Consider the following 23,591-nt stretch of genomic DNA (forward strand, 5'->3'; position numbering starts at 1 on the left):
CCGAACCTTCATCAAAACCTGGAAATGGCCGCAGCGTAACGCTTCGGCATGGAGGCACTATGGGACTCAAAGGGCATGCAGCCATTGTTGGCAGCGCACAATACAAACCGGAGAAGTATTCGACCGCACCCAAGATGTTTCACCTGGAGCAAGTCGCCGACCTGGCGGCCCAGGCGCTGCGCGATGCCGGGCTCAAAGCCTCGGACCTCGACGGGTTGGTGATCAACGGCCCGCATTTTCATGAAGCTTCGGTGTTCGTACCGGCGATGGCCGCCGAGTACCTGGGCTTGCGGCTGAACTTTGCCGAAGTGGTGGACCTGGGCGGCTGTACGTCGGTGGGCATGGTGTGGCGCGCCGCCGCCGCCATCGAACTGGGGTTGTGCCAGGCAGTGCTTTGCGTCATCCCCGCACGCATGGCGCCGTTGGGCCCCGACGAGGATCCTGGCTGGATGGCCCGGTCCATGCGCTTTGGCGGGCACAGCACGGCATTCGGCGCGCCCGAAGCCGAGTTCGACCTGCCTTACGGGCACATGGGCCAGAACACCGGCTACGCCATGATCGCGCAGCGTTATGCCGCACAGTACGACTATGATCAGCGAGCGATGGCCAAAATCGCCGTCGACCAGCGCACCAACGCCCTGGCCAACCCGCAAGCGATGTTCTATGGCCAACCATTGACCATCGAACAAGTGCTGGCGAGCAAAATGGTCGCCGACCCGTTGCATGTCCTGGAAATCGTCATGCCGGTGGCCGGTGGCGCCGCGTTGATCATCACCAACAAGGAAGTGGCGGCGCGGTCCCGCAAGCGTCCGGCGTTCATTACCGGGTTTGGCGAACACCTGGCATTCAAGTCGCCGTCCTATGCCGAGGACATGCTGCACACGCCTATCGGTCCGGCCTCCAAGCGGGCCTTTGCCATGGCCGGACTCAAGCCCAAAGACGTCGATGCCGCGCAGATCTACGACTGTTACACCATCACCACCTTGTTGACCCTGGAAGATGCCGGTTTCTGCGGCAAGGGCGAGGGCATGGCGTTCGTGCGTGAACACGACCTGACCTGGCGTGGCGATTTCCCGATGAACACCCATGGCGGGCAACTGAGCTTCGGCCAGTCGGCCTCGGCCGGTGGCATGAGCCAGGTGATCGAAGCGGTGACGCAAATCGCCGGCACCGCCGGTGAACGCCAACTGGGCCGCTGCGACAGCGTCTACGTCTCCGGCACCGGCGGCGTGATGAGTGAGCAGGGCGCATTGATACTTCAGGGAGCATAAGCACATGTCCAACAACAAACCGATGCCGGTCGCGACGCAGATCTCCGCGCCCTTCTGGGAGGGCCTGAAGGCTCGCCGCCTGTTGATCCAGCAATGCAACGCCTGTGCGCACTGGAACTTCTACCCGCGCCGGCATTGCCCGGTGTGCCTGGAACACGACCTGGCCTGGCGCGAAGTCGACGGCGCCGCGACGCTGTACAGCTACACCGTGACGCGCATCGCGACCTTGCCCGACTTCATGGATGAGATGCCGCAGAAACTGGCGGTGGTCGAACTGGCCGAAGGGGTGCGCATCAACACCAACCTGGTCGGCCTTGAGGAAAACGAAATCGAGATCGGCATGTCCTTGCAGCCGGTGTTCGCCGAAGTCGACGCCAAGGGCACCCGCCTGCTGCGCTTCACCGGGGTGGACAAGGATGCGGCGGGCCTTGAGCCGCTGCCCGCGCAGGACAGCGAACCGGCGCCAGCGGCATCGGAGCAACCGCCCGCGCGGCAGATCGACCTCAACGATGGGCCTGCCTTGCAGGCTCTGGTCAGCGAGCAGTACAGCGACTGGAGCAACGTGGTGGTGGTCGACCAGGCACTGATCGACGACTTTGCCCGGTTGTCGGGTGACGATTACTGGATTCATACCGATCCGGAGAAGGCGCGCCTGCAAAGTCCGTTCGGCGGCACCATTGCCCATGGTGCGCTGGTGCAGGTGCTGCAGTCGCGGATGAAACTGGCATTGGGCTTCGAAATCAGCGGTTTCACCACTCAGATCAACTACGGCTCCGATCGCCTGCGCTTCCCGGCGCCGGTCCCGGCCGGCTCGCGCATCCATTCGCGGGCGCGGGTGAAAAAAGTCGACCTGTCGGCCCGTGGCACCCAGTTGACCCTGGAACTCACCACCCACGTGGTGGGCCAGGACCGGCCGTCGGTGATCAACGACCTGGTGATCCTGTACATCGCCTGATCGCCACCCAAACCACTGAACGGGTGAGGTCCTGTGGGAGCGAGCCTGCTCGCGAAAGCGGTAGACCAGTCGGCCTGGATGGCGACTGGCATGGCCTCATCGCGAGCAGGCTCGCTCCCACAATCGCCTGCGCCGTACACAACAACCCGCCCCGTGCCATTCACGCCATTACATAAGCCATTTGGACGATGTGCCCCCCAAGCCTTGCGCCGACTATTCCCTCAGAGGCAGCGCCCATCTCGTTTGCCTCGCATGCCTTGGTGCGTGACAAAAACAAGAGGATCGGCCCTATGACTTGCCCTATGCACGTGTACCCCGAACAGGAGCGCTACTCATGCGCTCGCTGATCGGCTACGCGGTTTGCCTGGTGGTCGCCCTGACCATTGGCTACACCTTTTCCCCAAAGTCCCCACCGCAAGTGGAACTGTTGGCCACCCGTCCGGATCGAGTGCAGATCAACGGCCTGCTCAATCTTGGCTCACGGGTGATAGCCGTGGGCGAGCGGGGCAGCATCCTGCTCAGTGATGATCAGGGCGTCAGCTGGCAGCCAGCCGCAGTCGGCACGCAACGTAACGCCACCCTGACTGCCGTGGTGGCGCTGGACGACAGGCGTTTGCTGGCGGTCGGGCATGACGGCTGGATCCTGCGTTCCGAGGACTCAGGCAGCAGTTGGCAGGAAATGCGCCACGACAGCGATCTGGGCGAACCGCTGCTGGGGATCTGGGCCGGTGGTGGCGACAGCGTCTTGGCTTTCGGCAGCTTCGGTAAGTTCTATCAATCCCTGGATGCCGGTCAGACCTGGACTCCGCAGACCCTGGACATCGACAACGCACACCTGAACAGCATGGCCGGCGGCAACGATGGCCGCCGCATGCTCGTGGGCGAGCAGGGCCTGGTATTGCGTACGGTCGATGCCGGCCAGCACTGGGAAACCTTGCCGGCGTTCTACAGCGGCTCGCTGTTCGGCATCGTGCGCCTGAGCGCGGATAACTGGGTGACCTACGGCATGCGCGGGAATGTTTTCGTCAGTCATGACTTCGGTGACAGCTGGACACGGATCAACGTGGGTAACCAACTGCCTTTGTATGGTCATGTATTGCTGCCCGATCACTCGGGGCTGGTGATCGTCGGTGCCGGCAGCTCGGTGGTGCGTCTGGATGCACAGGGCGCGTTGGTCGGCGTCGGACGCCTGGCAGGGCTCGGTACATTGACCTCGGCGACGATGGTTGGCCCGCGTCTGCTGGTGGGTGGCGAGCGCGGGGTATTGCAGGGTTTAGGTGGCAGCGTCGCTGCCTTAATGGCCACACAGGCCACCCAGTAAATGAGAGGCAGGCAATGAATCAAGGTAAACACTGGGTGACGCGCTGCGTCGAAACGTGTGCGGACCACTTGATGGCCTGGCGCAAGGGACTGCTGTTGCTGTTTGTTCTGGTGACGCTGGGCCTGGGTTACAGCGCCACCCACACGCAACTGGATCCGGGGTTCAACAAACAGATCCCCGTGCGTCATGACTACATGATCAATTTTCTCAAGTTCAGCCGCTACTTCACCGGCGCCAACCGCTTCCTGGTCAGCGTACGCTGGAAAGGCGAGGGTGATATCTATAACGCCGAGTACCTCGAAACCCTGCGTAAAGTCACCGACGACGTATTTTTCATCTCTGGAGTCAGCCGTCCCAGCGTGACGTCGCTGTTTACCGCCAACGTGCGCTACATCGAAATTACCGAGGAAGGTTTCTTTGGCGATGTGGTGGTGCCACCGCGCTTTAGCGGCGCCCCCGAGGACCTGGCGCAGGTGCGCAGCAACACGGCAGCCTCCGGGCAGGTCGGTCGCCTGGTGGCCAACGACCTGAAGTCGGCCATGGTCCGCGCCGACCTCCAGGACACCGACCCGAAAACCGGCCAGCCGGTGTCCTATGTCGACATCGCCAATCGGCTGGAAGAGATTCGCGGCAAGTACAACAGTCCCGATATCGACATCAATATCGTTGGCTTCGCCAAACTGGTAGGTGATGTGGTCGAAGGGTTGAACACGGTGATCGGCTTCTTTGTTGTGGCCTTCGTCATCACCGGGCTGCTGCTGTGGCTTTATTCCCGATCCCTGCGCCTGACAGTGGTGGCGCTGGTGGTCGCGTTGTTGCCGGTGGTCTGGTTGCTGGGGCTGTTGCCGCTGCTGGGCCTGGGCATCGATCCGATGTCGATCCTGGTGCCGTTCCTGATCTTCTCCATTGGCGTATCCCATGCGGTGCAGATGACCAACGCCTGGAAGCAAGACGTCCTGGCCGGAAGCACTTCGAAGGAGGCGGCGCGCTCGGCGTTCTGCAAGATCTTCATCCCCGGTTCCCTTGCCTTGCTGATGAACGCCCTGGGGTTCGCGGTGATCATGCTGATCGACATTCCCATCGTCCACGAACTGGGGGTGACCGCGTGCATCGGCGTGATGTTGATGATCATCACCAACAAATTGATGTTGCCGGTCATCATTTCCTACCTGCAGCTGGAACCTGGGTTATTGCGTCAGGCTCAATCCAGACCCGCGGGCAAGCACCGCCTGTGGTGGCGCTTGTCGGCGCTTGCCGAACCGGGGCCGGCCCTGGGGGTGTTTGCCATCAGCCTGTTGCTGCTATTGGCCGGGGCCTACAAGGCTCGCGACCTGGCCGTGGGTGATATTGGCGCGGGTGCGCCGGAGCTGCGGGCCGATTCGCGCTACAACCAGGACAACGCCAAGATCATCAGCAGCTACTCCATCGGGCTGGATGTGATGTCGGTGTTCGTCCAGGTCAAGGGTGTCGAAGAAGGTTGTCTGTCGCCTGCGGTGATGCGCGCGGTGGAAGCCTTCGATTTCCGCATGCGCACGGTCTCGGGTGTGCAGTCGATTCAGAGCGTGGCGGACATGGGCAAGCGGGTGATCGCTGGCAACAACGAAGGCAATCCCCGATGGGCGGCGATTCCTGGATCACCTCGTGGCCTGAGCCAGGGCGCGCGGGCCTATATGCCGGATGACGGCCTGGTCACCGACGGCTGCCAGCAAATGCAGATCCTGGTGTTCCTTGCCGACCACGAAGGCAGCACCGTCAGCCATGCAATTGCTGAAGCCCGGCGGATCATTGCGGAAGTCAGCTCACCGCAAGTCGAATTCCTCCTGGCCGGTGGCAACGTGGGGGTGATGGCGGCCTCCAACGAGGCGGTCAAGCGCGCCGAAGTGATCATGCTCGGGGCGCTATTCGGATCGGTGGCATTGTTTTGCTGGCTGACCTTCTTGTCGATCCGCGCGGTGCTGTGCATTCTGGTGCCGCTGGCGATTGTCGCAATTCTGTGCAACGCACTGATGACCATGCTCGGGATCGGCCTGAAGGTCGCCACCTTGCCGGTGATGGCGCTGGGGGTAGGGGTGGGCGTCGACTACGGCATTTACCTGTATGAACGTATTCAGCACGAAATGCTGCGCGGATCCAATCTGCGCGAGGCGTTCTACCAGGCCATGTGCCAACGCGGTACGGCCGCGGTGTTCACGGCCGTAACCATGTCCATTGGCGTCTGCACCTGGGCGTTCGCACCGCTGAAGTTTCAGGCTGACATGGGTGTATTGCTGTCGTTCATGTTCCTGGTCAACGTGCTGGGGGCGATTTTCCTCCTCCCGGCGTTGGCAGCCTGGTTCAATCGCGGTCGACCGTTGGTCGCCGATCGGGTGCGCCAGCCGGCGCCAGCACAAGGGCAGTTCCGCCTGAAAAACAGCCCGGCGGCGCGTGATCCCGGTAGCGAAAAATAAACCTGTCGGGCCTATTGTGGAGTCCGCAGGCGCTAGGGAAACTGGCAGGAAAGTAGCAGTCGAGAGGGGGGAGCGATGGGTTCCCCCAGCCGAAACTATAAAAATAACAAGGGAAGGGCGCAGTCCTTACCCGAGCGAGATAAGTCTATGCAAAATGGTGTTTTGACCCATGAAGCCCTGGCCAGCCTTGGCCTCGACCTCACGCGCTACAACCAGTTGGTGGGCGAAATCTACGAAGGCGCCCTCGATCCGAAACTGATGGCCCACGCCCTCAGAAGCTTTCTCAAGCTCTACGATGCCAACTACGTCACCTTGATCCTGAGGGTGCCAGATCAACCCGATACGGGCGTGATGATCATTGTCGGCGACATCGAAGGTGCCGGTGATGTCTGCTACATGACTTACCCGCAAACCAATTCGCCTTTCTCCAACCAGCCGCTGGACAGTGTGTTCACCGTCGATGACATCATGAGCTCCACTGAATGGGAACACTGCGCCTACTTCAAGGCGTTCTGCGGTCCCAATGATGTCTATCACGTGATGTGCGCCGACATTTCCACCCCGGACGGTGGCAAACTGCGCTTTCGCATCACCCGCCCCAAACGGGCCCCCAACTTTTCTGCCCACGACCGGGCGGTGTGCGCCAGTTTCCTGCCACACCTGCGGCGTGCCTCGCAGTTGCATAACCTGCTGGACCGCAGCGAATCGCTGAGCGAGCTGTACTCCCAGGCCATCAGCCGGTTATCGGTGGCGACTCTGGTGCTTGACGAGAGCGGCAGCGTGTTGCAGATCAATCCGGTGGCCCAGGAAATCCTCGCCCGTTCCGATGGCCTGAAACTGGTGGGCGGGCGCCTCGAGGCGACGTATCCCAGTGATAACCGTGAGCTGCAACGCCTGATTCGCGGCGCGTTCTGCCCGGATGCACCGAAAAGCGCCGAGGCCATGTCGGTGACGCGGCCCTCGGGGCTGGTCAACCTTGGCGTGGTGGTCGAATCGATTCCGTCCCTGGACTGGGCCGAGGAGAAGGGCCAGCCGGCGGCGCTGGTGTACATCCGCGATGCGTCGAGCAAGTCCCTGGCCAGCGAAGTGGTGACCAAGCAGCTGTTCAACCTGACCAAGGCCGAAACCGCCCTGGCCATGGAACTGGCCAACGGCCTGTCGCTGGAGGAAGCTGCCGAGGTTCTGAATATCCGGCGTAACACCGCGCGGGCGCACTTGCGCTCGATCTTCTCCAAGACCGGTGTGCGACGCCAGACCGAACTGGTGCGCATCATGCTCAACAGCGTGGTGGCCTTGGGCAAGCCGCAACTGGCGTTGAAATCGGCAGAGAAAATCAAGGTACCGCCACTGCAACTGGCCGTGCCGATCTATCGTCAGGCCTGATCCTGCAGACCCACCGCCGGGCCATCCGCTGCCCGGCGTCGCAATCATTGACGCAGCACATTTTTAGTCCGCACGGACGATGCCGTCCCGTGATCGCCCTGTCGATACTGGGCGAACCTATCACGGAGAACCACAATGCCTATTACAGCCATCACCGGGAGTGCCTCGGGAATCGGTGCCGCCGTATCCGCCGTCATGCGCGCCGCCGGGCACCAGGTCATCGGTATCGATCGCAGCAACGCTGAAGTCATCGCCGACCTGTCCACTGCCCAGGGACGTGACGCCGCCATCGGACAAGTGCTTGAACTCAGCGGCGGGGTCCTCGATGGGCTGATCTGTTGCGCCGGGGTCGGTGTCACCGCGCCAGACTGCGGCCTGATTCTGGCGGTCAATTACTTCGGCGTCAGTCAGTTGCTCGACGGCCTGCAAGGAGCGTTGACCAAGGGCCAACAACCGGCGGCGCTGGTGATCGGCTCGGTGGCGGCGACTCATTCGGGGCCCGAGGGTCAGCCGATGATCGAAGCGATGATCGCCGGTGATGAGGCCCGGGCGCTGGAACTGTCCAACAGCCTTGGCCAGCCGCACGTCGCCTATGCCGCTTCCAAATACGCCATCAGCCACCACGTCCGCAGCCTGGCTGTGGGGTGGGGCAAGCAGGGCATGCGGGTGAACGTGGTGGCGCCGGGCGCGGTAGAAACCCCGTTGCACCAGGCCTCACTGGACGATGCACGCTTCGGCAAGTCGACCCGCGAATTCGTTGCGCCACTGGGCCGCTCCGGGCAACCTGCGGAAATCGCCGCAGTGGTCGCATTCCTGCAATCGCCGCAGGCATCGTTTATCCATGGCAGCGTGCTGTTCGTCGATGGCGGCATGGACGCAATGGTCCGCGCCTCGCGCTTCTAAAAGGAACTTCCATGAACAAAGTGGCATTCATCACCGGCGCCAGCCGGGGTATCGGCCGCGAGGCGGCGCTGGCGTTTGCCCGCGCCGGTTTCGACCTGGCGATCAGCGCCCGCACCCTCAATGAGGGCGAACAACATGAACATGCTCTGCGCGACGCCGCCGGGGCGCCGCTGGCCGGCAGTCTCAACGGCACTGCTCAGGCGTTGCGCGAGCTCGGTTGCCGGGTGCTCGTGGTGCCGATGGACCTGCTCGACAGCGCTTCGGCCCTGAACGCCTGTCAGGCGGTACTGGCCGAATACGGGCGCATCGACGTGCTGATCAACAACGCGATCTACCAGGGCAGCGACCTCAACGCCGGGTTCATGGACCTGCAGGTGCAGACTCTGGAGCGGATGTTCCAGGGCTACATCCTTACCCCGTTCCTGCTGACCCGGGCGGTGACCGAACACATGGTGACGCGCGGCGGCGGGGTGGTGATCAACGTCACCTCCGGCGCCGGCGAAAGCGACCCACCGGTAGCTGCGGGCAAGGGTGGCTGGGGTTATGCCTATGGCGCGGGCAAGGCGGCGGTGTCGCGACTGTCCGGGGTGCTGAGCACGGAATTGGGTGAGGCCGGTGTGCGCGCCTATACCCTCAATCCGGGCGTAGTCACCACCGAAGCGCTCAAGGCCACCATCGGCGACAAAGGCCTGATCGCCCTGCGCGCCGGCAGCGCTCCACCCCATGTACCGGCGGCCGTGATGCTGTGGCTGGCCACCGCCGAACAGGCGCCGGGGTTTCAACGCCGGACCATCGCCGCACAGCCGTTTGCGTTGGAGCACGGCATCGTCGCCGATTGGCGTTAAAACCTATCCATTGACCCCTGTGGGAGCGAGCCTGCTCGCGATAGCGGTAGACCAGTCGCCAACAATGTTGACTGGTCTATCGCCATCGCGAGCAGGCTCGCTCCCACAGGGATAGTGCGGTCTTTACGCCTGCCGCCGCTGACGGGCGAGGGTCATCGCGGTGTCTTCGATCATGTCTTCCTGGCCGCCGACCATGCCGCGACGGCCCATTTCAACGAGGATCTCCCGGGCCGACACGCCGTATTTCTTCTCGGCGCGCTTGGCGAACAACAGGAACGAGCCATAGACCCCGGCATAGCCCATGGTCAGGGCATCGCGGTCGCTGCGGATCGGGAAGTCCATGATCGGCACGACAAGGTCTTCGGCCACATCCTGGATGCCGAACACGCTGACACCTGTGTCGATACCCATGCGGTCACACACCGCCACCAGCACTTCCATCGGTGTGTTGCCAGCTCCAGCACCAAGGCCCGCGCAGGCGGCGTCGATACGGTTAGCTCCGGCGGCAATCGCGGCGATGGAGTTGGACACGCCCATCGACAGATTGTGGTGGCCATGAAAACCGATCTCGGTCTCTGGCTTGAGGGCCGCGCGCATCGCCGCCACACGGGAACTGACGTCGTGGGGCAGCAGGTAGCCCGCCGAGTCGGTCAGGTAGATGCAGTTGGCGCCGTAGCTTTCCATCAGCAAACCTTGCTTGACCAGACCTTCGGGGCTATTCATGTGGGCCATCATCAGGAAACCGACGGTGTCCATGCCCAGGCCGCGGGCGTGGGAAATGTGCTGTTCGCTGACGTCGGCCTCGGTGCAATGGGTGGCGACGCGAATGGTGTTGACCCCCAGTTCGTGGGCCATTTTCAGGTGATCGACGGTGCCGATGCCCGGCAGCAACAGGGCAGAAACCTTGGCCTTTTTCATCAGCGGGATCACCGCCGACAGGTACTCCTCGTCGGTGTGGGCCGGGAAGCCATAGTTCACCGAGCTACCGCCGAGGCCGTCGCCGTGGGTGACTTCGATCAGCGGCACGCCGGCCGCGTCGAGTCCGCAGGCGATGTCTTTCATCTGTTGCAGACTGATCTGGTGACGCTTGGGGTGCATGCCGTCGCGCAGGCACATGTCGTGAACGGTGATGCTCTTTCCGCGAAGATCCATGGTCGGCTCCTTATGCGTGGGCGGTTTGGGCGGTGGCTTGCAGCACCAGTTCGCCCTTGAGGATTTCCTCGGCGAACATCTCGGCGGTGCGCGCGGCGGCGGCGGTCATGATGTCGAGGTTGCCGGCGTACTTGGGCAGGTAGTCGCCCAGGCCTTCGACTTCCATGAATATCGACACCCGATTGCCGTCGAACACCGGGCCGTTGACCAACTTGTAGCCGGGCACGTAGCGCTGCACTTGCTTGATCATCGCCTCGATGGCTGCGGTGATTGCCGGCTGGTCGGGTTCGCTGGCGGTCAGGCAATGCACGGTGTCGCGCATGATCAGCGGTGGCTCGGCGGGGTTGATGATGATGATCGCCTTGCCTTTCTTCGCGCCGCCGACTTTTTCCACCGCGCTGGAGGTGGTGCGGGTGAACTCGTCGATATTTTTCCGGGTGCCGGGGCCGACCGATTTCGACGCCGCGGTGGCGATGATTTCGGCGTATTCCACCGGCTGCACGCTGGACACCGCCGCCACCAGCGGAATGGTGGCCTGGCCGCCGCAGGTGACCATGTTGACGTTCATCACGCCGAGGCCCAGTTGCGCCTTGAGGTTGACCGGTGGCACGCAATACGGGCCGATGGCCGCCGGGGTCAGGTCGATCATCAACACACCCAGGGCGTTGAGCTTGCGTGAGTTCTGCGCGTGTACATAAGCCGAGGTAGCGTCGAAGGCGATCTGGATCTGGTCTTCGAGGACATGGGGCAGCAGGCCGTCGACGCCATCGGCGGTGGTCTTCAGGCCGAGCTCGCGAGCCCGCGACAGGCCTTCGGAGGTGGCGTCGATACCGACCATCCATACCGGTTCCAGCACCTCGCTGCGCATCAGTTTGTACAGCAGGTCGGTGCCGATGTTGCCCGGCCCGATCAGCGCGCATTTGATCTTTTTGCTCATGTTTTTTTGGCTCCTGAAGAAGGAAGGACGATCAAGGGACAAAGCGCAGGCTGGTTTCGCCTAACCCGCTCATGGACAGGCTGATGCGGTCGCCGGCGACCACTGGAACCAGCGGCGCCAGGGCACCGGAAAGAATGATTTCGCCACGGCGGAACGGGATGCCCAGCTCGCCCAGGGTATTGGCCAGCCAGGCCACTGCCGCGCAAGGATGACCTTGCACCGCCGAACCCAGGCCAGAGCCTGCCGGCTGGCCGTTTTTCAGCAGTTGCATGTGCACGGCGGCCAGGTCCAGTGAGCGCGGGTCGATACGCTGGGTGCCGAGGGCGAACACACCACAGGAAGCGTTGTCGGCCACGGTGTCCTGGATACGGATCTGCCAGTCGTCGATCCGCGAATCGACGATCTCGAAGCACGGCACCACCCATTGGCTGGCGGCCAGCACGTCCTCGGCGCTGATGCCCGGGCCTTGCAAGTCTTCGCCGAGGATAAAGGCGATTTCGCCTTCGGCCCGTGGCTGGATCAGGTGATAGCGGGCCAAGCTGACATCGCTGCCATCCTCGACCTGCATGGCATCGGTGAGGAAACCGAAGTCCGGTTGATGGACATCGAGCATTTCCTGCACGGCGTGGCTGGTGACCCCGATTTTCTTGCCAATCACCTGCTCGCCGAGGGCTTCGCGGCGTTGCAGGAAGTGCAGGGAAATCCGGTAGGCCTGTTCCAGGGTGATCTGCGGATAACGGCGGGTCAGGGGCGCCAGGGTCTGGCGGCTGCGCAAGGCGTTGAACAGTTCGTCACCGAGGGCGTTGATCAAATGGGCGTCCATGGCGAGGGCTCCAGATGGGTGGGAGAAAAAAAGGCCCACCCCCAAGTCATCGAGGGCGGGCCCAAAGGAGTCGGTCAGCCGGGCCAGACCGACGAGTCGGCGCCGCCATCGACATCGATGATCTTGCCGGTCACCCAGGCCGAAGCGGGGCTGGCCAGGTACAGCGCGGCGGCGGCGATGTCTTGCGGGGTGCCCAGACGTTTGAGCGGGGTGTTGGCTTCCATGACCTCGCGCATGGCGGTGGGCATCACGCCGTTCAGCGCTTCGGTCAGGGTCGGGCCGGGGGCAACGGCGTTGACCCGGATCTGCGGCGCGAAGTCCTGGGCCAGCAAGCGGGTCAGATGGCTGAGGGCGGCCTTGGCGGAGCCATAGGCGCTGAAATGGCGCTGGGCATAGCGCGCCGCCACCGAGCTGATATTGATGATGTTGCCGCCACCGGCCTCGCGCATCAGCGGCACACACAACTGGCAGAAGGCGTAGCTGGTGGCGACGTTGAAGGTCAGCACCTGGGCGAACTGCTCGGGCGTCATCGCCAGCGGGTCGTTGGGACCGCCGCCGCCGACGTTGTTGACCAGATGAGTGATCCGGCCCATTTGCTCGATGCTCTGGCGCACCAGCGCGTGACGTTGCTCGGCGTCGTTGACGTCACAAGCGAACGCCAGGGCGCGCCGGCCCAGGCCGCGAACTTCTTCGGCCACTGCCTGAACCTCGTCCAGCGAACGTGCCGAGCACACCACATCGGCGCCGGCTTCGGCATACGCCAAGGCGATCGCCCGACCGATTCCCCGGCCGCTGCCGGTGACGATGGCGACGCTGCCGTGCATCTGGAAACGCTGCAAAATACTCATGGGCCCTTGCTCCGTGGGGTCGATTGTCGATGGATTTAATATCGCTGCAACGGCCGTCGTCAGCATCGTCTCAATGGACTAGCGATGTAGCTGTGATACCGCATCATCGTTCTTCGCCGGCAAGCCGGCTCCTACAGAACCCCTAGTCCGCTTTGACGATGAATGATTGCTCGCTCGATCCGATGATCCATCTCAACTTGCGCATTGGCGCAGTGAGATCGGGAGAATTGAGTGATGCAAAGCATGCGTGAAAAGACCCAGGACGAACGTGATCTGCTTGAACGTGCACGGCGCCTGGTGCCCGCACTCAAGGCACGCACGGCACAGGCCGACAAGGACTTGAAGGTGCCGCAGGAAAGCGTTGCCGAGTTGCAGTCCGCCGGTTTGCTGCGAGCTTTGCAGCCAAGGGCGTTCGGTGGCTACGAAGTCGACCCGCGGACCTTCTTCGAAATCCAGACCATCCTCGCCGAGGGTTGCATGTCCACGGCCTGGATCTACGGCGTGATGGGGGTTCACCCTTGGCAACTGGCGCGTTACCCGATCGAAGCGCAGCGCGAAGTCTGGGCCGATGATCATGACTCGCTGATCTGCTCGACCTATATGCCGGCGGCCAAGGTCACGGTGGTCGAGGGCGGTTACCGCATCAGCGGGCGCTGGGGTTTCTCCAGCGGCAGCGAGCACTGCCAATGGGTGTTCCTGGGCGGCATCCTGCCAGCCGATGGCGAACTGGCCACCGAGCACGGCACCTTCCTGCTGCCGCGCCGCGACTATCAGATCGAACGTAACTGGGACGTGATGGGTCTGCGCGGCACCGGTAGCCATGACATCGTGGTCGAGGATGTATTTGTCCCGGCCCATCGCGTGCAACGCACCAATAACTGGACCCTCGAAGCGACGCCAGGGCGCCTGGTCAACACCAACCCGATCTACGCGATCCCCTTCGCCCAAGTGTTCTCGCGCGCGGTCTCGACCTCGGCCATCGGCGCCCTGCAAGGTGCGATCAACGAGTTCCGCGATAACGCCGCCAAACACATCGGCAAGCACGGCGCCCGTACCGCTGACGATCCGGTGGCGCAAACCGCGATTGCCGAAGCGATGATCACAGTCGACAGCCTGCGTCTGGTGCTGGAGCGCAACTACGAGCATCTGATGAGCCTGGCCCGTGCCGGCGAATACCCGGACACCGAGACCCGCCTGTTGTATCGCTACCAGTCGGCGTACGTGACCAACATCTGCGCCGAAAGGGTCAACGACCTGCTGCGCAGCATGGCCGCCTCGGGCTTGTACAACACCAACCCGGTGGCGCGGCTGTTCCGCGATCTGCACCAGGCACGCGGGCACATCGCCAACAACTACATGGCCTACGGCCGCAGCTACGGCGCAGTGATGCTGGGCCTGCCCAACCCGGACCCTTACGTCTGAGGCCATGGCGTCCGTTTATCGACTCCTTGGGTTTACACCTGCCGGTGATTCACGGGCAGGTGGTCATGAGTATCTGACCTATGAACAATTATTTTGCCCTGCGCGTGGCGCGAGTGATCGAGGAAACCGCCGATGCGCGCTCCCTGGTGTTCGACGTGCCGGAGCATCTGGGCGAACGTTTTCGCTATCAACCCGGCCAGTTCCTGACCTTGCGAGTGCCTTTCGAGGACGGCTGGCTGCCCCGTTGTTATTCATTGTCCAGCACACCGTTGCTGGATGAGCCGTTGCGGGTAACGATCAAACGCGTGCATGAGGGACGCGCCTCGAACTGGCTGTGCGGCGAATTGCAAGCCGGCCAGACCCTGGAGGTGCTGCCACCGGCCGGGGTGTTTGTGCCGCGCAGCCTTGACGGCGACTTGCTGCTGTTCGGCGGCGGCAGTGGCGTGACCCCGGTGCTGTCGATCCTGCGTTCGGCGTTGCTCGCCGGAACAGGCCGGGTCCTGTTGATCTATGCCAACCGCGATGAGTCCTCGGTTATTTTCAAGGATGAACTCAGACACCTGGCAAGCGCTCATCCGCAACGCCTGCAAATCGTCCATTGGCTCGATTCGGTGCAGGGCATCCCGAGCGTCGGACAGCTGGCCGAACTGGCGCGGCCGTTTATCGATGCCCAGGCATTCATTTGTGGTCCGGGCCCATTCATGGACGCGAGTGTCAGCGCGCTCAAGAGTCTGGGCATGCCGGATCGCCGAGTGCATGTCGAGCGTTTCGTCTCGTTGCCCGGCGAAGGCGAACTGCCGTTGGTGACCAGCAGCGAAGCGGCAGTGGCCGCGCAGTTGGCAGTGCGCCTGGATGGCGAGGACCACCACCTGGCCTGCGACAGCGGCGAGACCGTGCTGGCCGCCATGGAACGTGCCGGCCTCAACCCACCCAGCGCCTGCCGTGTCGGTGGCTGCGCCTCGTGCATGTGCACGCTGGAAAGTGGCGACGTCGAGCTGCTGCACAACGATGCACTGGATGCGGGCGACCTTGCCGAAGGCTGGATTCTTGCCTGTCAGGCGGTGCCCACCAGCGCGCAACTGCGTATCCGCTTTCCAGAATGAAACCCTCAATGATGCCAAGCCCGAGCCCACGATGAATCAGAGCCTGAACTTTGTTGCGCCCCTGAGCGCAGCCCCTGTGACCCTTGCCCAGTTGGTCTTTAGCAGTGCCGAACGTTTTGCCGGGCGCACGGCCATCGAGGAAGACGGCCAGTGCATCGACTACACCGATCTGCCCGAGCGCGTCATGGCTTTTGCCCGGGGCTTGATGGCCCTGGGGATCCAGGCCGGTGACCGGGTCGGTATCTGGGCGCCGAACAGTGGTGACTGGATCCTCGCAGCGCTGGGCATACAGTGTGCCGGTGCGGTGCTGGTACCGATCAACACTCGTATGAAGGGCCTTGAGGCCGCTGATGTGCTAGAACGCAGCGGCTGCCGGCTGTTGTTTGTCCAGCAGCGATTTCTCGATGTCGATTACCCGGCACTGCTCGCTCCCCATCGACCGGCCAGCCTCCGGCATCTGGTGATACTCGATGGCGACACGCCCCGGTCGGCTGCGGACCAGACGCTTGCACAGTTCCTGAGTGGCGCGGCGACCATCGATGCCGACAGCGCCAGGCGCCGTGCATTGGCGGTCGACCCCGAGTCGATGTGCGACCTGCTGTTCACCTCTGGCACCACCGGCAAACCCAAGGGCGTGATGAGCGGCCATGGGCAGAACCTGCGAGCCTTCACCGAATACGTCAAGGTCATCGGCCTGGTGCCGGGCGACCGTTACCTGATCGTAAACCCGTTCTTTCATGCCTTTGGCTACAAGGCTGGCTGGCTGACTTGCCTGATCGGCGGCGCGACCATCCTGCCCCATGCGGTGTTCGACGCAGAACAAGTGTTCCAGCGCATAGCCCGTGAGCGCATCAGCGTCTTGCCCGGTGCGCCGACGCTGTACCTGTCGCTGCTTGCACATCCTCGGCTTAAGCAGACCGACCTGTCGAGCCTGCGCATCGCGGTGACCGGTTCGGCGAGTATCCCGCCGAGCCTGATCGAGCGCATGCGCAACGAGTTGGGGTTTGCCGTGGTGACCACCGCCTACGGCCTGACCGAATGCGGCGGACTGGCGACGATCTGTGACCCACAAGATTCGGCGCAGGTGATCGCCGGCACCAGCGGGCGGCCGATTGCCGGCACCGAAGTGAGCATCCGCGATCCGCAAAACCAGGCACTGGACCCAGAGCAAACCGGTGAGATCTGCCTGCGTGGCTTTCACATCATGCAGGGCTATTTCCAGAACCCCGAAGCGACCCGCGAAGCCATCGACGCCGAAGGCTGGCTGCACACCGGCGATGTCGGGCGCCTGGACGAGGCAGGCAACCTGATCATCACCGACCGCCTGAAAGACATGTTCATCGTCGGCGGTTTCAACTGTTACCCGGCGGAAATCGAAGCAGCGCTGATCAGGCACCCGGCCATTGCCCAGGTGGCGGTGGTCGGCATCGCCGATGAGCGCATGGGCGAGGTCGGGTGTGCCTGCGTGGTCCTGCGCGAAGGTAGAGAACTCGACGAGGCGCAACTGATCGCCTGGAGCCGAGAGCAAATGGCCAATTACAAAGTGCCGCGCCAGGTGCGCTTCTTCAACGCCTTGCCATTGAATCCGTCGAGCAAGGTGGCGAAGAACGAATTGCGCGCGGTGGTGGCCAACAGCGTTCAGGCATGACGCGCAGCCATCTCACCAAACGGACGATGTGCAGGGGAACGTTTTTTTTCATGCTGCGGCGACACCAGCAAACAACAACAAAAAGGAGAGGAGCATGTTCACTCGAAACCTGGTTACGCGCCGTCCGGGGAGCCCGATCGATGGTCGCTGCCTGTTGGCAACGGCCATTACCTTCGTCAGTGCGACGGCCAGCGCTGCGCCGACCCTCGAACTGGGGGAAGACACCACCCTGGATTCGTCACTGACGGTCAACTACACCGCATCCATGCGTACGGCCAAGCAGGCCAGTCAATACCTCAACGACCCGAACAACGACGACGGCACGCGCAACTTCAAGCGCGGCTCGTTGATCAACAACCGCCTGAGCCTGTTCGGCGAGTTGCAGCTCAGGCACGACAACCTCGGTGCGGTGCTGCGCGGCAGTCAGTTCTACGACGATGTCTACAACCAGAAAAACGCCAACGACTCGCCGCAGACGGTGAACAAGACCGGACACAGCGATGGCTTCAGCGACGAAACCCGCAGGCTCAGTGGCAGCATGGCGCGACTGCTCGATGCCTATGTGTATGGCAACTTCGATGTCGGCGAGACCCAGTACCTGTCGCTCAAGGCCGGCCGGCATCTAGTGGCCTGGGGCGAGAGTCTGTTCTGGCCTAACATCAGCCAGGGCCAGGCTCCGGTGGACGCGACCAAGTTCAACGTTCCGGGTACCGAGGCCAAGGACTCGTACCTGCCAGTAGGGCAGGTGTCCGGGTCGTGGTCGCTGAATGAAAACCTGGCGCTGGTGGGCTATTACCAGTACGAGTGGGAAAAGACACAGCTCAACCCTGTGGGCGATTACTTCGGCAGCGATACCTTCGGTCCCGGTGCCGAGTTCTTTCGTCTGGGCAGCGGGGTAGTCGACAGCCTGCCCAATGGCCTGGCGGTTGGTTATGCCGGTGAAAAAGACGCCAGCGACAGCGGCCAATGGGGTCTGGGCGTGCGCTACCGAATCACCGAGAACACCGAAGTGGGGCTGTTCCATTACCGCTATAACGAGCGCATCGGCTCATTGTTCTTCGACTTTACTGGCACCACCCAATACTCGTCGCTCAAGGGCATTGGTCATGACGGAACTGCGCCGACCTATCGCCTGGGTTATTTCGAAGACGTCAAGCTGACTGGGATCAGCTTCAGCTCCAAGGTCGGCGACTCGGTGCAGTACGCCGGTGACCTGAGCTACCGCGATGGCTCCTCGGTCTACCTGAACAACGGCGCACCGACCACCGGGCAGATCTGGCAAGGCAACCTCAACGCCATGTACATCCTGGGCCCAAGCCTGCTCGCCCAGCAGACCACCTTCATGGGCGAAGTGGTGCATCAACACATCGACGGGGTGGACAGCCTGACGATTACCGGCGGCGGGGCCGGCGTGGATGGCACCTTCGACAAGTTCGAGTCGAAGACCCAGACCCGTGGCTCAACCCTGCTGGGCATTGGCGCCTACATGGATTACCCGTCCATCGCCAACGGCCTGGACCTGAGCACCAAGGTGGTGTGGACGCAGAATGTCGACGGCAGCGCCTATCAGGGCTTGGGCCGCGACGAGAAGCGCCTGACCGTGGGTGGCGACTTCAAGTACCTGGGGAACCTCCAGGTCGGCATGACTTATATCGCCTACTTGAGCTCGCCGGATGTCGCCCAGGGTCGCTTGCTGGCTGACCGCGATTACCTGTCATTCAACGCCAAATACACCTTCTGATGATCATCGCTGTGTCGCGATGTGGCGACGCAGTCCTTTGTTTGTAGCCTGATAACAATAAAGAGAGGCCTGTCATGAATCCTCGTCCAACCCCGTCAGCGTTCAGCGCTATTGCGATTGGCCCACTGACCCTGAAAAACCGCTTTATCAAGGCCGCCACCAACGAGGGCATGAGTGCTGGGGGTGTGCCTTCCAAACAGCTGGTCAAGCTGCACTCGGCTCTGGTCGCGGGCGGCACTGCCCTGACCACCGTGGCCTATTGCGCTGTGAGCAGCGATGGCCGCACGTTGCCCAACCAATTGACCCTCACCCAATCCAGCGTGCCGCATTTCAAAGCCCTGACCGATGCCGTGCACCAGTCCGGTGGCCTGGCCAGCGCGCAGATCACCCACGGCGGCTGCTTTACCTTTATTCGCGAGCGCTCGACCAAGCGTCCGCTGTCGGCCAGCGGCGGCTTCAACAAGATCGGCCTGATGAGCGGCATGTTCCTCAAGCAGGCGATGAACGAAGCCGACATGCAGCAAGTAGTGCGCGATTTCGCCCAAGGCGCGCGCCTGGCGCGCCAGGCGGGTTTCGATGCCGTGGAAATCCATATGGGCCACGGCTACTTGCTAAGCCAGTTCATTTCGCCGATGTACAACAAGCGTCGCGACCAGTATGGCGGCAGCCTGGAAAACCGCCTGCGTTTTCCGCGCCGGGTACTGCGCGCGGTGCTCGATGCGGTCGGCACGGAAATGGCGGTGATCTGCAAGTACAGCATCACCGAAGGCGTGCGCGCCGGTAACAGCGCCGAAGACGGGGCACAGATTGCCCGCATGCTGGAAGAAGAGGGCGCGCATCTGCTGGTGCTCAGCGCCGGGATGAACGCCGAATCGATCACCACCATGTTCGGCTCTTCCTTCCCCAAGGAAAACCGCGTGCAGCAGAAGAACAAGATCATCGCCCTGGCGATGGCTATCCAGCGTCGCAAAGAGCCGACCGTGGAATTCCGTGAGCTGTATCTGCTGGAACATGCGCGCAAGGTGCGGGCGGCGGTAAAGATGCCGCTGGCTTATCTGGGCGGCGCCAAGAGCCTGGCGAGTATCGAACAGATCATGGCCGAGGGCTTTGACCTGGTCGCGATGGGGCGGGTGTTGCTGGCTGAAAATGACTACGTCAACAAACTCGCCAGTGGCGCCAGTCGCGACTCGATCTGCACTGCCTGTAACCGTTGCGTGGCAATGATGTACACCCCCGGTGGCACCTCTTGCGTACTGGGCCAGCCCGGCGACGCCGAATTGAACCGCCAGCCGGCGGCGGGGTGACAGATACACCGCAGCGCCTGGTTCCTGTGTAGGAGCCAGGCTTGCCGGCGAAGAACGATAACGCGGTGCAGCAGGTACACCGCGTCGCCCGGATCAACCGTGTTGCAGGAAGTCGATGCAGTTGCGGTTGAACAGTTCGCGGTGTTCCACCTGGACCCAATGCCCGCAACGGTTGAGCACGATGAACCGGGCATTGGGCGCGCCGTCGATGATGCGCTGGGCGCCACTGATCGGGTTGAAGTGATCGTTGGTACCCCAGAAGCCCAGGATCGGGCACTGGATCTCACCCAGACGCGCTTCCATGTTCTGCACCATCATCGTGCTGAACAAATTCCTGGGCTGGGTCACCGCCACCGCCACGCGTTCCTGCAGCAGGCTTTCCGGCAGGATCGAAGCATCGAACAACTGCAGGCTCATCATGCTACGCATCTCCTCCATACCGATGGAGCCAGTGCTGAACAGGCTGACCATGCGCACGATGCCTTCCATTTTGAAGTAGGTTTCCCGTTCCTCGACACCGCCCGGAGCCAGCAGGATCAGGCTCTGTGGCAGTTGCGGCAGACGCAGGGCCAGGCCCAGGGCGATCGCGCCGCCCAACGAATTACCCAGCAGCGTGCAACGCCGCACACCGATGCACTCCAGGAACGCCGCCACGCAGTCGACGAAGAAATCGAGGTTGTACTGGACGTCCTCGGGTTTGTCCGAGCGGCCGAAACCCGGGAGGTCAAGCACGATGTTGCGATAGCCCGCGGCGACGAATTGCGGGTAGTTGCCCTTGAAGTTGCTGAAGCCACTGGCGCCCGGCCCGCTGCCGTGCAGCCACAGCACCACGGGGCCTGCGCCCTCATCCAGATAGTGCAGACGCAGGCCGTTTGGCAGGGTCGCGTAATGGCCGACGGGCAGGGGCAAGTCTACGGGTTGATTCATGGGGTTCTCCATTGTCTGCGGATTCATGAAGCACAGCCGCGCCAGGCGCTGCAGTAGATTGAATGCAGCGACTTGAAGGGAAACGCAGCGACTGGCGTGGTGCGCGCCTTGCGAATGCTGGGCTCTGACCGGGTTATCCACATCGTCCGTTCAGACCACGCGGCGATAGTCCCATCGGACGATGTGTGCCCAGACGCTTACCGCTAATCATGCACGGGACGGCTCCACTGCAAGGGCAGCGGGCCGCAGCGTATTTGCACATTCGGAGATTGCTATGAAGTTACTCAATAAAGTGGCCTTTGTGACCGGCGCCGCGCAGGGCATGGGCCAGGCCATCGTGCGTGGTTTTGTCGCCGAAGGCGCCAAGGTGGTGGCTGTCGACCTGAATCAGGCGGCCCTGGCCGAGAGCCTGGCAGATTTGGGTGACAAGGTACTGGCCCTCGCCTGTAACGTCGGTGATGGTGCCTCCGTGGCCGATGCCATGGGGCAGGCCGAGCAGCACTTCGGCGGCCTCGACATCCTGGTCAACAACGCCGGTGTGGGCGCGCTGGACAGTTTCCTCGACACCCCGGACGAGAGCTGGGCGCGGGTCATCGGGGTGAACTTGGGTGGCACCTTCCTGTGCTGCCGTGAAGGCGCCAGGCTAATGGTCAAGGGTGGCCGCAAGGGCGCGATCATCAACCTCTCCAGCACCGCCGCGCTGACCGGCGACGGCCCAAGCCACTACTGCGCCTCGAAAGCCGGGGTGATGGGCCTGACCCGTTCGATTGCCCGTGAACTGGCGGCCAGCGGCATACGTGTCAACACCCTGGTGCCGGGGCCGACCAACACCCCGATGATGGCCGGCATCCCTGATGACTACATGCAAACGCTGCTGAAAAACGTGCCCCTGGGCCGTATGTGCGAGACCGACGAGATCGCCAGGGTCGCGGTGTTTCTGGCCAGCGAAGACGCCAGTTTCATGACTGGGCAGAACATCGCCGTCAACGGTGGCATGGCCTTTATCTGATCAGGGAGACACCTATGAGCAAGCGTTTACAAGGAAAAATCGCCTTCGTCACCGGCGCCGGTTCCGGCATCGGCGAAGCCACCGCGCTGCGATTCGCCGAAGAGGGCGCCACGGTGGTGCTGTGTGGCCGACGCATTGAGCCGCTGCAAGGCGTGCAGGAAAAAATCCGGACCCAAGGTGGGCAGGCCGAGATCGCCGTGGCCGATGTCAGCGATGAACAGGCCTACGTCGGCGCGCTTCAAGCGACTGCACAACGCCACGGACGTCTGGACATTCTGGTCAACAACGCGATGGCCTACACCTGGGGCGGTATCGACACGATGACCACCGCAGACTGGCACGCCAATTTCGCTACTACGGTGGACGGTACCTTTTGGGGCACCCGTACCGCGATGCAGTTGATGAAAGAGCAGGGCGGTGGATCGATCGTCAATATCGCTTCGATCTGCGGCCTGTTCGGCACAGCCTGGATGGCCGGTTACTCGGCGGCCAAGGCGGCGGTGATCAACTTCAGCCGGGCGGCGGCCAGCGAAGGAGCACCGCACAACATCCGCTGCAACGTGATCATCCCCGGCGTGGTCGACACTCCGGCTACAGCCGGTATGCTGGGCGACGCCAAGACCCGTACCAACACTGAAAAAGTCATCCCGATGAAACGGGTCGGCCTGCCGGTTGAACTGGCCAACGCCATTTTGTTTCTGGCCAGCGACGAGGCTTCGTATGTCACCGGCGCCAGCCTGGCGGTGGACGGCGGACGGGGTTCGGACCTGTACACGGTGCTCGACTGATGAGCCAGGACCCGAGCGCATTGCTTGCGCGCATTGACCGACTGGAGTCGCTGGACGCGATCCGCCAACTGGCCGGCAAGTACGCCCTGGCGCTGGATATGCGTGACATGGATGCCATGGCCAACTGCTTTGCCCCGGACGTGCGCGTGGGCCGCGACAAGACCGGTCGCGCACACCTCAAAGTGTGGCTGGACGAAACCATGCGCAAGCAGTTTCACGGCACCTCCCATCACCTGGGGCAACACATCATCGAGTTCAGCGATGCCGATCACGCCACCGGCGTGGTCTATTCGAAGAACGAACATGAGACCGGTCCCGAGTGGGTAATCATGCAGATGCTGTACTGGGACGACTATGAGCGAATCGACGGGCGCTGGTGCTTCCGTCGCCGCTTGCCGTGCTATTGGTACGCGACCGACCTGAACAAACCACCGATCGGCGGTTTGAAAATACGCTGGCCAGGGCGCGAACCGTACGCCGGCTCCTTCCACGAGCTGTTTCCGTCCTGGGATGCATTCTGGGCGCAACGCCTGGACAAGGACGCCTTGCCGCAGATCGCCGAGCCGGCACCGCTGGAAGGCTTTCTCAAAACGCTGCGCCGTGGGGCGGATGACCCGAAGATTCGCGTGCGCTGAAGTGCTGATCGTTCCCACGGCGGAATCGTGGGAGCGATCAATCTGAACCAGACGCTGCGGCGCGGTTGTCACACCGCGTCATCATTCTTCGCCGGCAAGCCTGGCTCCTGCAGGAAGCCCAGGCATCCC

General features: G+C 62.7%; 20 protein-coding genes. 15 read left to right on the plus strand and 5 right to left on the minus strand.

Annotated elements, in window-relative coordinates:
- The first annotated feature begins 59 nt into the window (after positions 1–59).
- The 7 genes from ACWGZX_RS28855 (at position 60) to ACWGZX_RS28885 (ending at position 9,125) form a co-directional block, all read left to right on the plus strand.
- Positions 60–1,271, plus strand: coding sequence for a thiolase family protein (locus tag ACWGZX_RS28855; protein WP_452626520.1), 1,212 nt, complete (start codon positions 60–62; stop codon positions 1,269–1,271).
- Between the two features lie 4 nt (positions 1,272–1,275).
- Positions 1,276–2,226, plus strand: a complete 951-nt coding sequence (locus ACWGZX_RS28860) for a bifunctional OB-fold nucleic acid binding domain-containing protein/MaoC family dehydratase (protein ID WP_452626521.1) — start codon at positions 1,276–1,278, stop codon at positions 2,224–2,226.
- 334 nt (positions 2,227–2,560) lie between these two features.
- Positions 2,561–3,547 carry a WD40/YVTN/BNR-like repeat-containing protein gene (locus ACWGZX_RS28865; protein ID WP_452626522.1) on the plus strand — a complete coding sequence of 329 codons (987 nt, stop codon included), beginning with the start codon at positions 2,561–2,563 and terminating at the stop codon, positions 3,545–3,547.
- 14 nt (positions 3,548–3,561) lie between these two features.
- Complete coding sequence (locus ACWGZX_RS28870) at positions 3,562–5,994, plus strand: efflux RND transporter permease subunit (RefSeq protein WP_452626523.1); 2,433 nt, start codon at positions 3,562–3,564, stop codon at positions 5,992–5,994.
- A 147-nt stretch (positions 5,995–6,141) separates the two neighbouring features.
- The gene (locus ACWGZX_RS28875) at positions 6,142–7,377 is read left to right on the plus strand and encodes a helix-turn-helix transcriptional regulator (RefSeq protein ID WP_452626524.1); all 1,236 of its coding nucleotides are present in this window, start codon (positions 6,142–6,144) and stop codon (positions 7,375–7,377) included.
- Between the two features lie 135 nt (positions 7,378–7,512).
- Positions 7,513–8,280: an SDR family oxidoreductase gene (locus ACWGZX_RS28880; protein WP_452626525.1), complete on the plus strand. Its 768-nt coding sequence runs from the start codon at positions 7,513–7,515 to the stop codon at positions 8,278–8,280.
- Between the two features lie 11 nt (positions 8,281–8,291).
- A complete protein-coding gene (locus tag ACWGZX_RS28885; RefSeq protein WP_452626526.1) occupies positions 8,292–9,125 on the plus strand; it encodes an SDR family NAD(P)-dependent oxidoreductase in 834 nt (277 codons plus the stop codon).
- Positions 9,126–9,248: 123 nt separating this feature from the next.
- Here the strand turns inward: ACWGZX_RS28885 and dmpG are convergent, their stop codons facing one another.
- From dmpG to ACWGZX_RS28905, 4 genes are all read right to left on the minus strand, one after another.
- Positions 9,249–10,277 carry a 4-hydroxy-2-oxovalerate aldolase gene (gene dmpG, locus ACWGZX_RS28890; RefSeq protein WP_452626527.1) on the minus strand — a complete coding sequence of 343 codons (1,029 nt, stop codon included), beginning with the start codon at positions 10,275–10,277 and terminating at the stop codon, positions 9,249–9,251.
- A gap of 10 nt (positions 10,278–10,287) precedes the next feature.
- Positions 10,288–11,214: an acetaldehyde dehydrogenase (acetylating) gene (locus ACWGZX_RS28895; protein ID WP_452626528.1), complete on the minus strand. Its 927-nt coding sequence runs from the start codon at positions 11,212–11,214 to the stop codon at positions 10,288–10,290.
- A gap of 31 nt (positions 11,215–11,245) precedes the next feature.
- Positions 11,246–12,037, minus strand: coding sequence for a fumarylacetoacetate hydrolase family protein (locus ACWGZX_RS28900; RefSeq protein ID WP_452626529.1), 792 nt, complete (start codon positions 12,035–12,037; stop codon positions 11,246–11,248).
- Positions 12,038–12,111: 74 nt separating this feature from the next.
- Positions 12,112–12,885, minus strand: coding sequence for a glucose 1-dehydrogenase (locus ACWGZX_RS28905; protein ID WP_452626530.1), 774 nt, complete (start codon positions 12,883–12,885; stop codon positions 12,112–12,114).
- 234 nt (positions 12,886–13,119) lie between these two features.
- Between ACWGZX_RS28905 and ACWGZX_RS28910 the strand changes: the two genes are divergently transcribed.
- From ACWGZX_RS28910 to ACWGZX_RS28930, 5 genes are all read left to right on the plus strand, one after another.
- Entirely contained in the window at positions 13,120–14,307 is a 1,188-nt protein-coding gene (locus ACWGZX_RS28910) for an acyl-CoA dehydrogenase family protein (RefSeq protein ID WP_452626531.1), read from the plus strand.
- An 80-nt stretch (positions 14,308–14,387) separates the two neighbouring features.
- A complete protein-coding gene (locus ACWGZX_RS28915) occupies positions 14,388–15,410 on the plus strand; it encodes a 2Fe-2S iron-sulfur cluster-binding protein (protein ID WP_452626532.1) in 1,023 nt (340 codons plus the stop codon).
- 31 nt (positions 15,411–15,441) lie between these two features.
- Positions 15,442–17,058, plus strand: coding sequence for a FadD3 family acyl-CoA ligase (locus ACWGZX_RS28920; RefSeq protein WP_452626533.1), 1,617 nt, complete (start codon positions 15,442–15,444; stop codon positions 17,056–17,058).
- A gap of 94 nt (positions 17,059–17,152) precedes the next feature.
- On the plus strand, positions 17,153–18,799 hold the full coding sequence (locus ACWGZX_RS28925) for a DUF1302 domain-containing protein (RefSeq protein WP_452626534.1): 1,647 nt from the start codon (positions 17,153–17,155) through the stop codon (positions 18,797–18,799).
- A gap of 74 nt (positions 18,800–18,873) precedes the next feature.
- Complete coding sequence (locus ACWGZX_RS28930; protein WP_452626535.1) at positions 18,874–20,103, plus strand: NADH:flavin oxidoreductase; 1,230 nt, start codon at positions 18,874–18,876, stop codon at positions 20,101–20,103.
- A gap of 93 nt (positions 20,104–20,196) precedes the next feature.
- Here ACWGZX_RS28930 and ACWGZX_RS28935 read toward each other — a convergent pair whose 3' ends face one another.
- Positions 20,197–21,030 carry an alpha/beta fold hydrolase gene (locus ACWGZX_RS28935; RefSeq protein ID WP_452626536.1) on the minus strand — a complete coding sequence of 278 codons (834 nt, stop codon included), beginning with the start codon at positions 21,028–21,030 and terminating at the stop codon, positions 20,197–20,199.
- A 274-nt stretch (positions 21,031–21,304) separates the two neighbouring features.
- On the opposite strand from ACWGZX_RS28935, the gene ACWGZX_RS28940 reads away from it, so the two are divergent.
- From ACWGZX_RS28940 to ACWGZX_RS28950, 3 genes are read left to right on the plus strand one after another with little or no spacing between them, the layout of a single operon-like run.
- A complete protein-coding gene (locus ACWGZX_RS28940; RefSeq protein WP_452626537.1) occupies positions 21,305–22,039 on the plus strand; it encodes an SDR family NAD(P)-dependent oxidoreductase in 735 nt (244 codons plus the stop codon).
- Positions 22,040–22,053: 14 nt separating this feature from the next.
- The gene (locus ACWGZX_RS28945; RefSeq protein WP_452626538.1) at positions 22,054–22,827 is read left to right on the plus strand and encodes an SDR family NAD(P)-dependent oxidoreductase; all 774 of its coding nucleotides are present in this window, start codon (positions 22,054–22,056) and stop codon (positions 22,825–22,827) included.
- Positions 22,827–23,462 (plus strand): nuclear transport factor 2 family protein, encoded by a 636-nt coding sequence (locus tag ACWGZX_RS28950; RefSeq protein WP_452626539.1) that lies wholly within the window; start codon positions 22,827–22,829, stop codon positions 23,460–23,462. Before ACWGZX_RS28945 ends, ACWGZX_RS28950 begins: the two co-directional genes overlap by 1 nt.
- The last annotated feature ends 129 nt before the right edge of the window (positions 23,463–23,591 follow it).

The organism is Pseudomonas sp. CLCA07, from assembly GCF_053615335.1.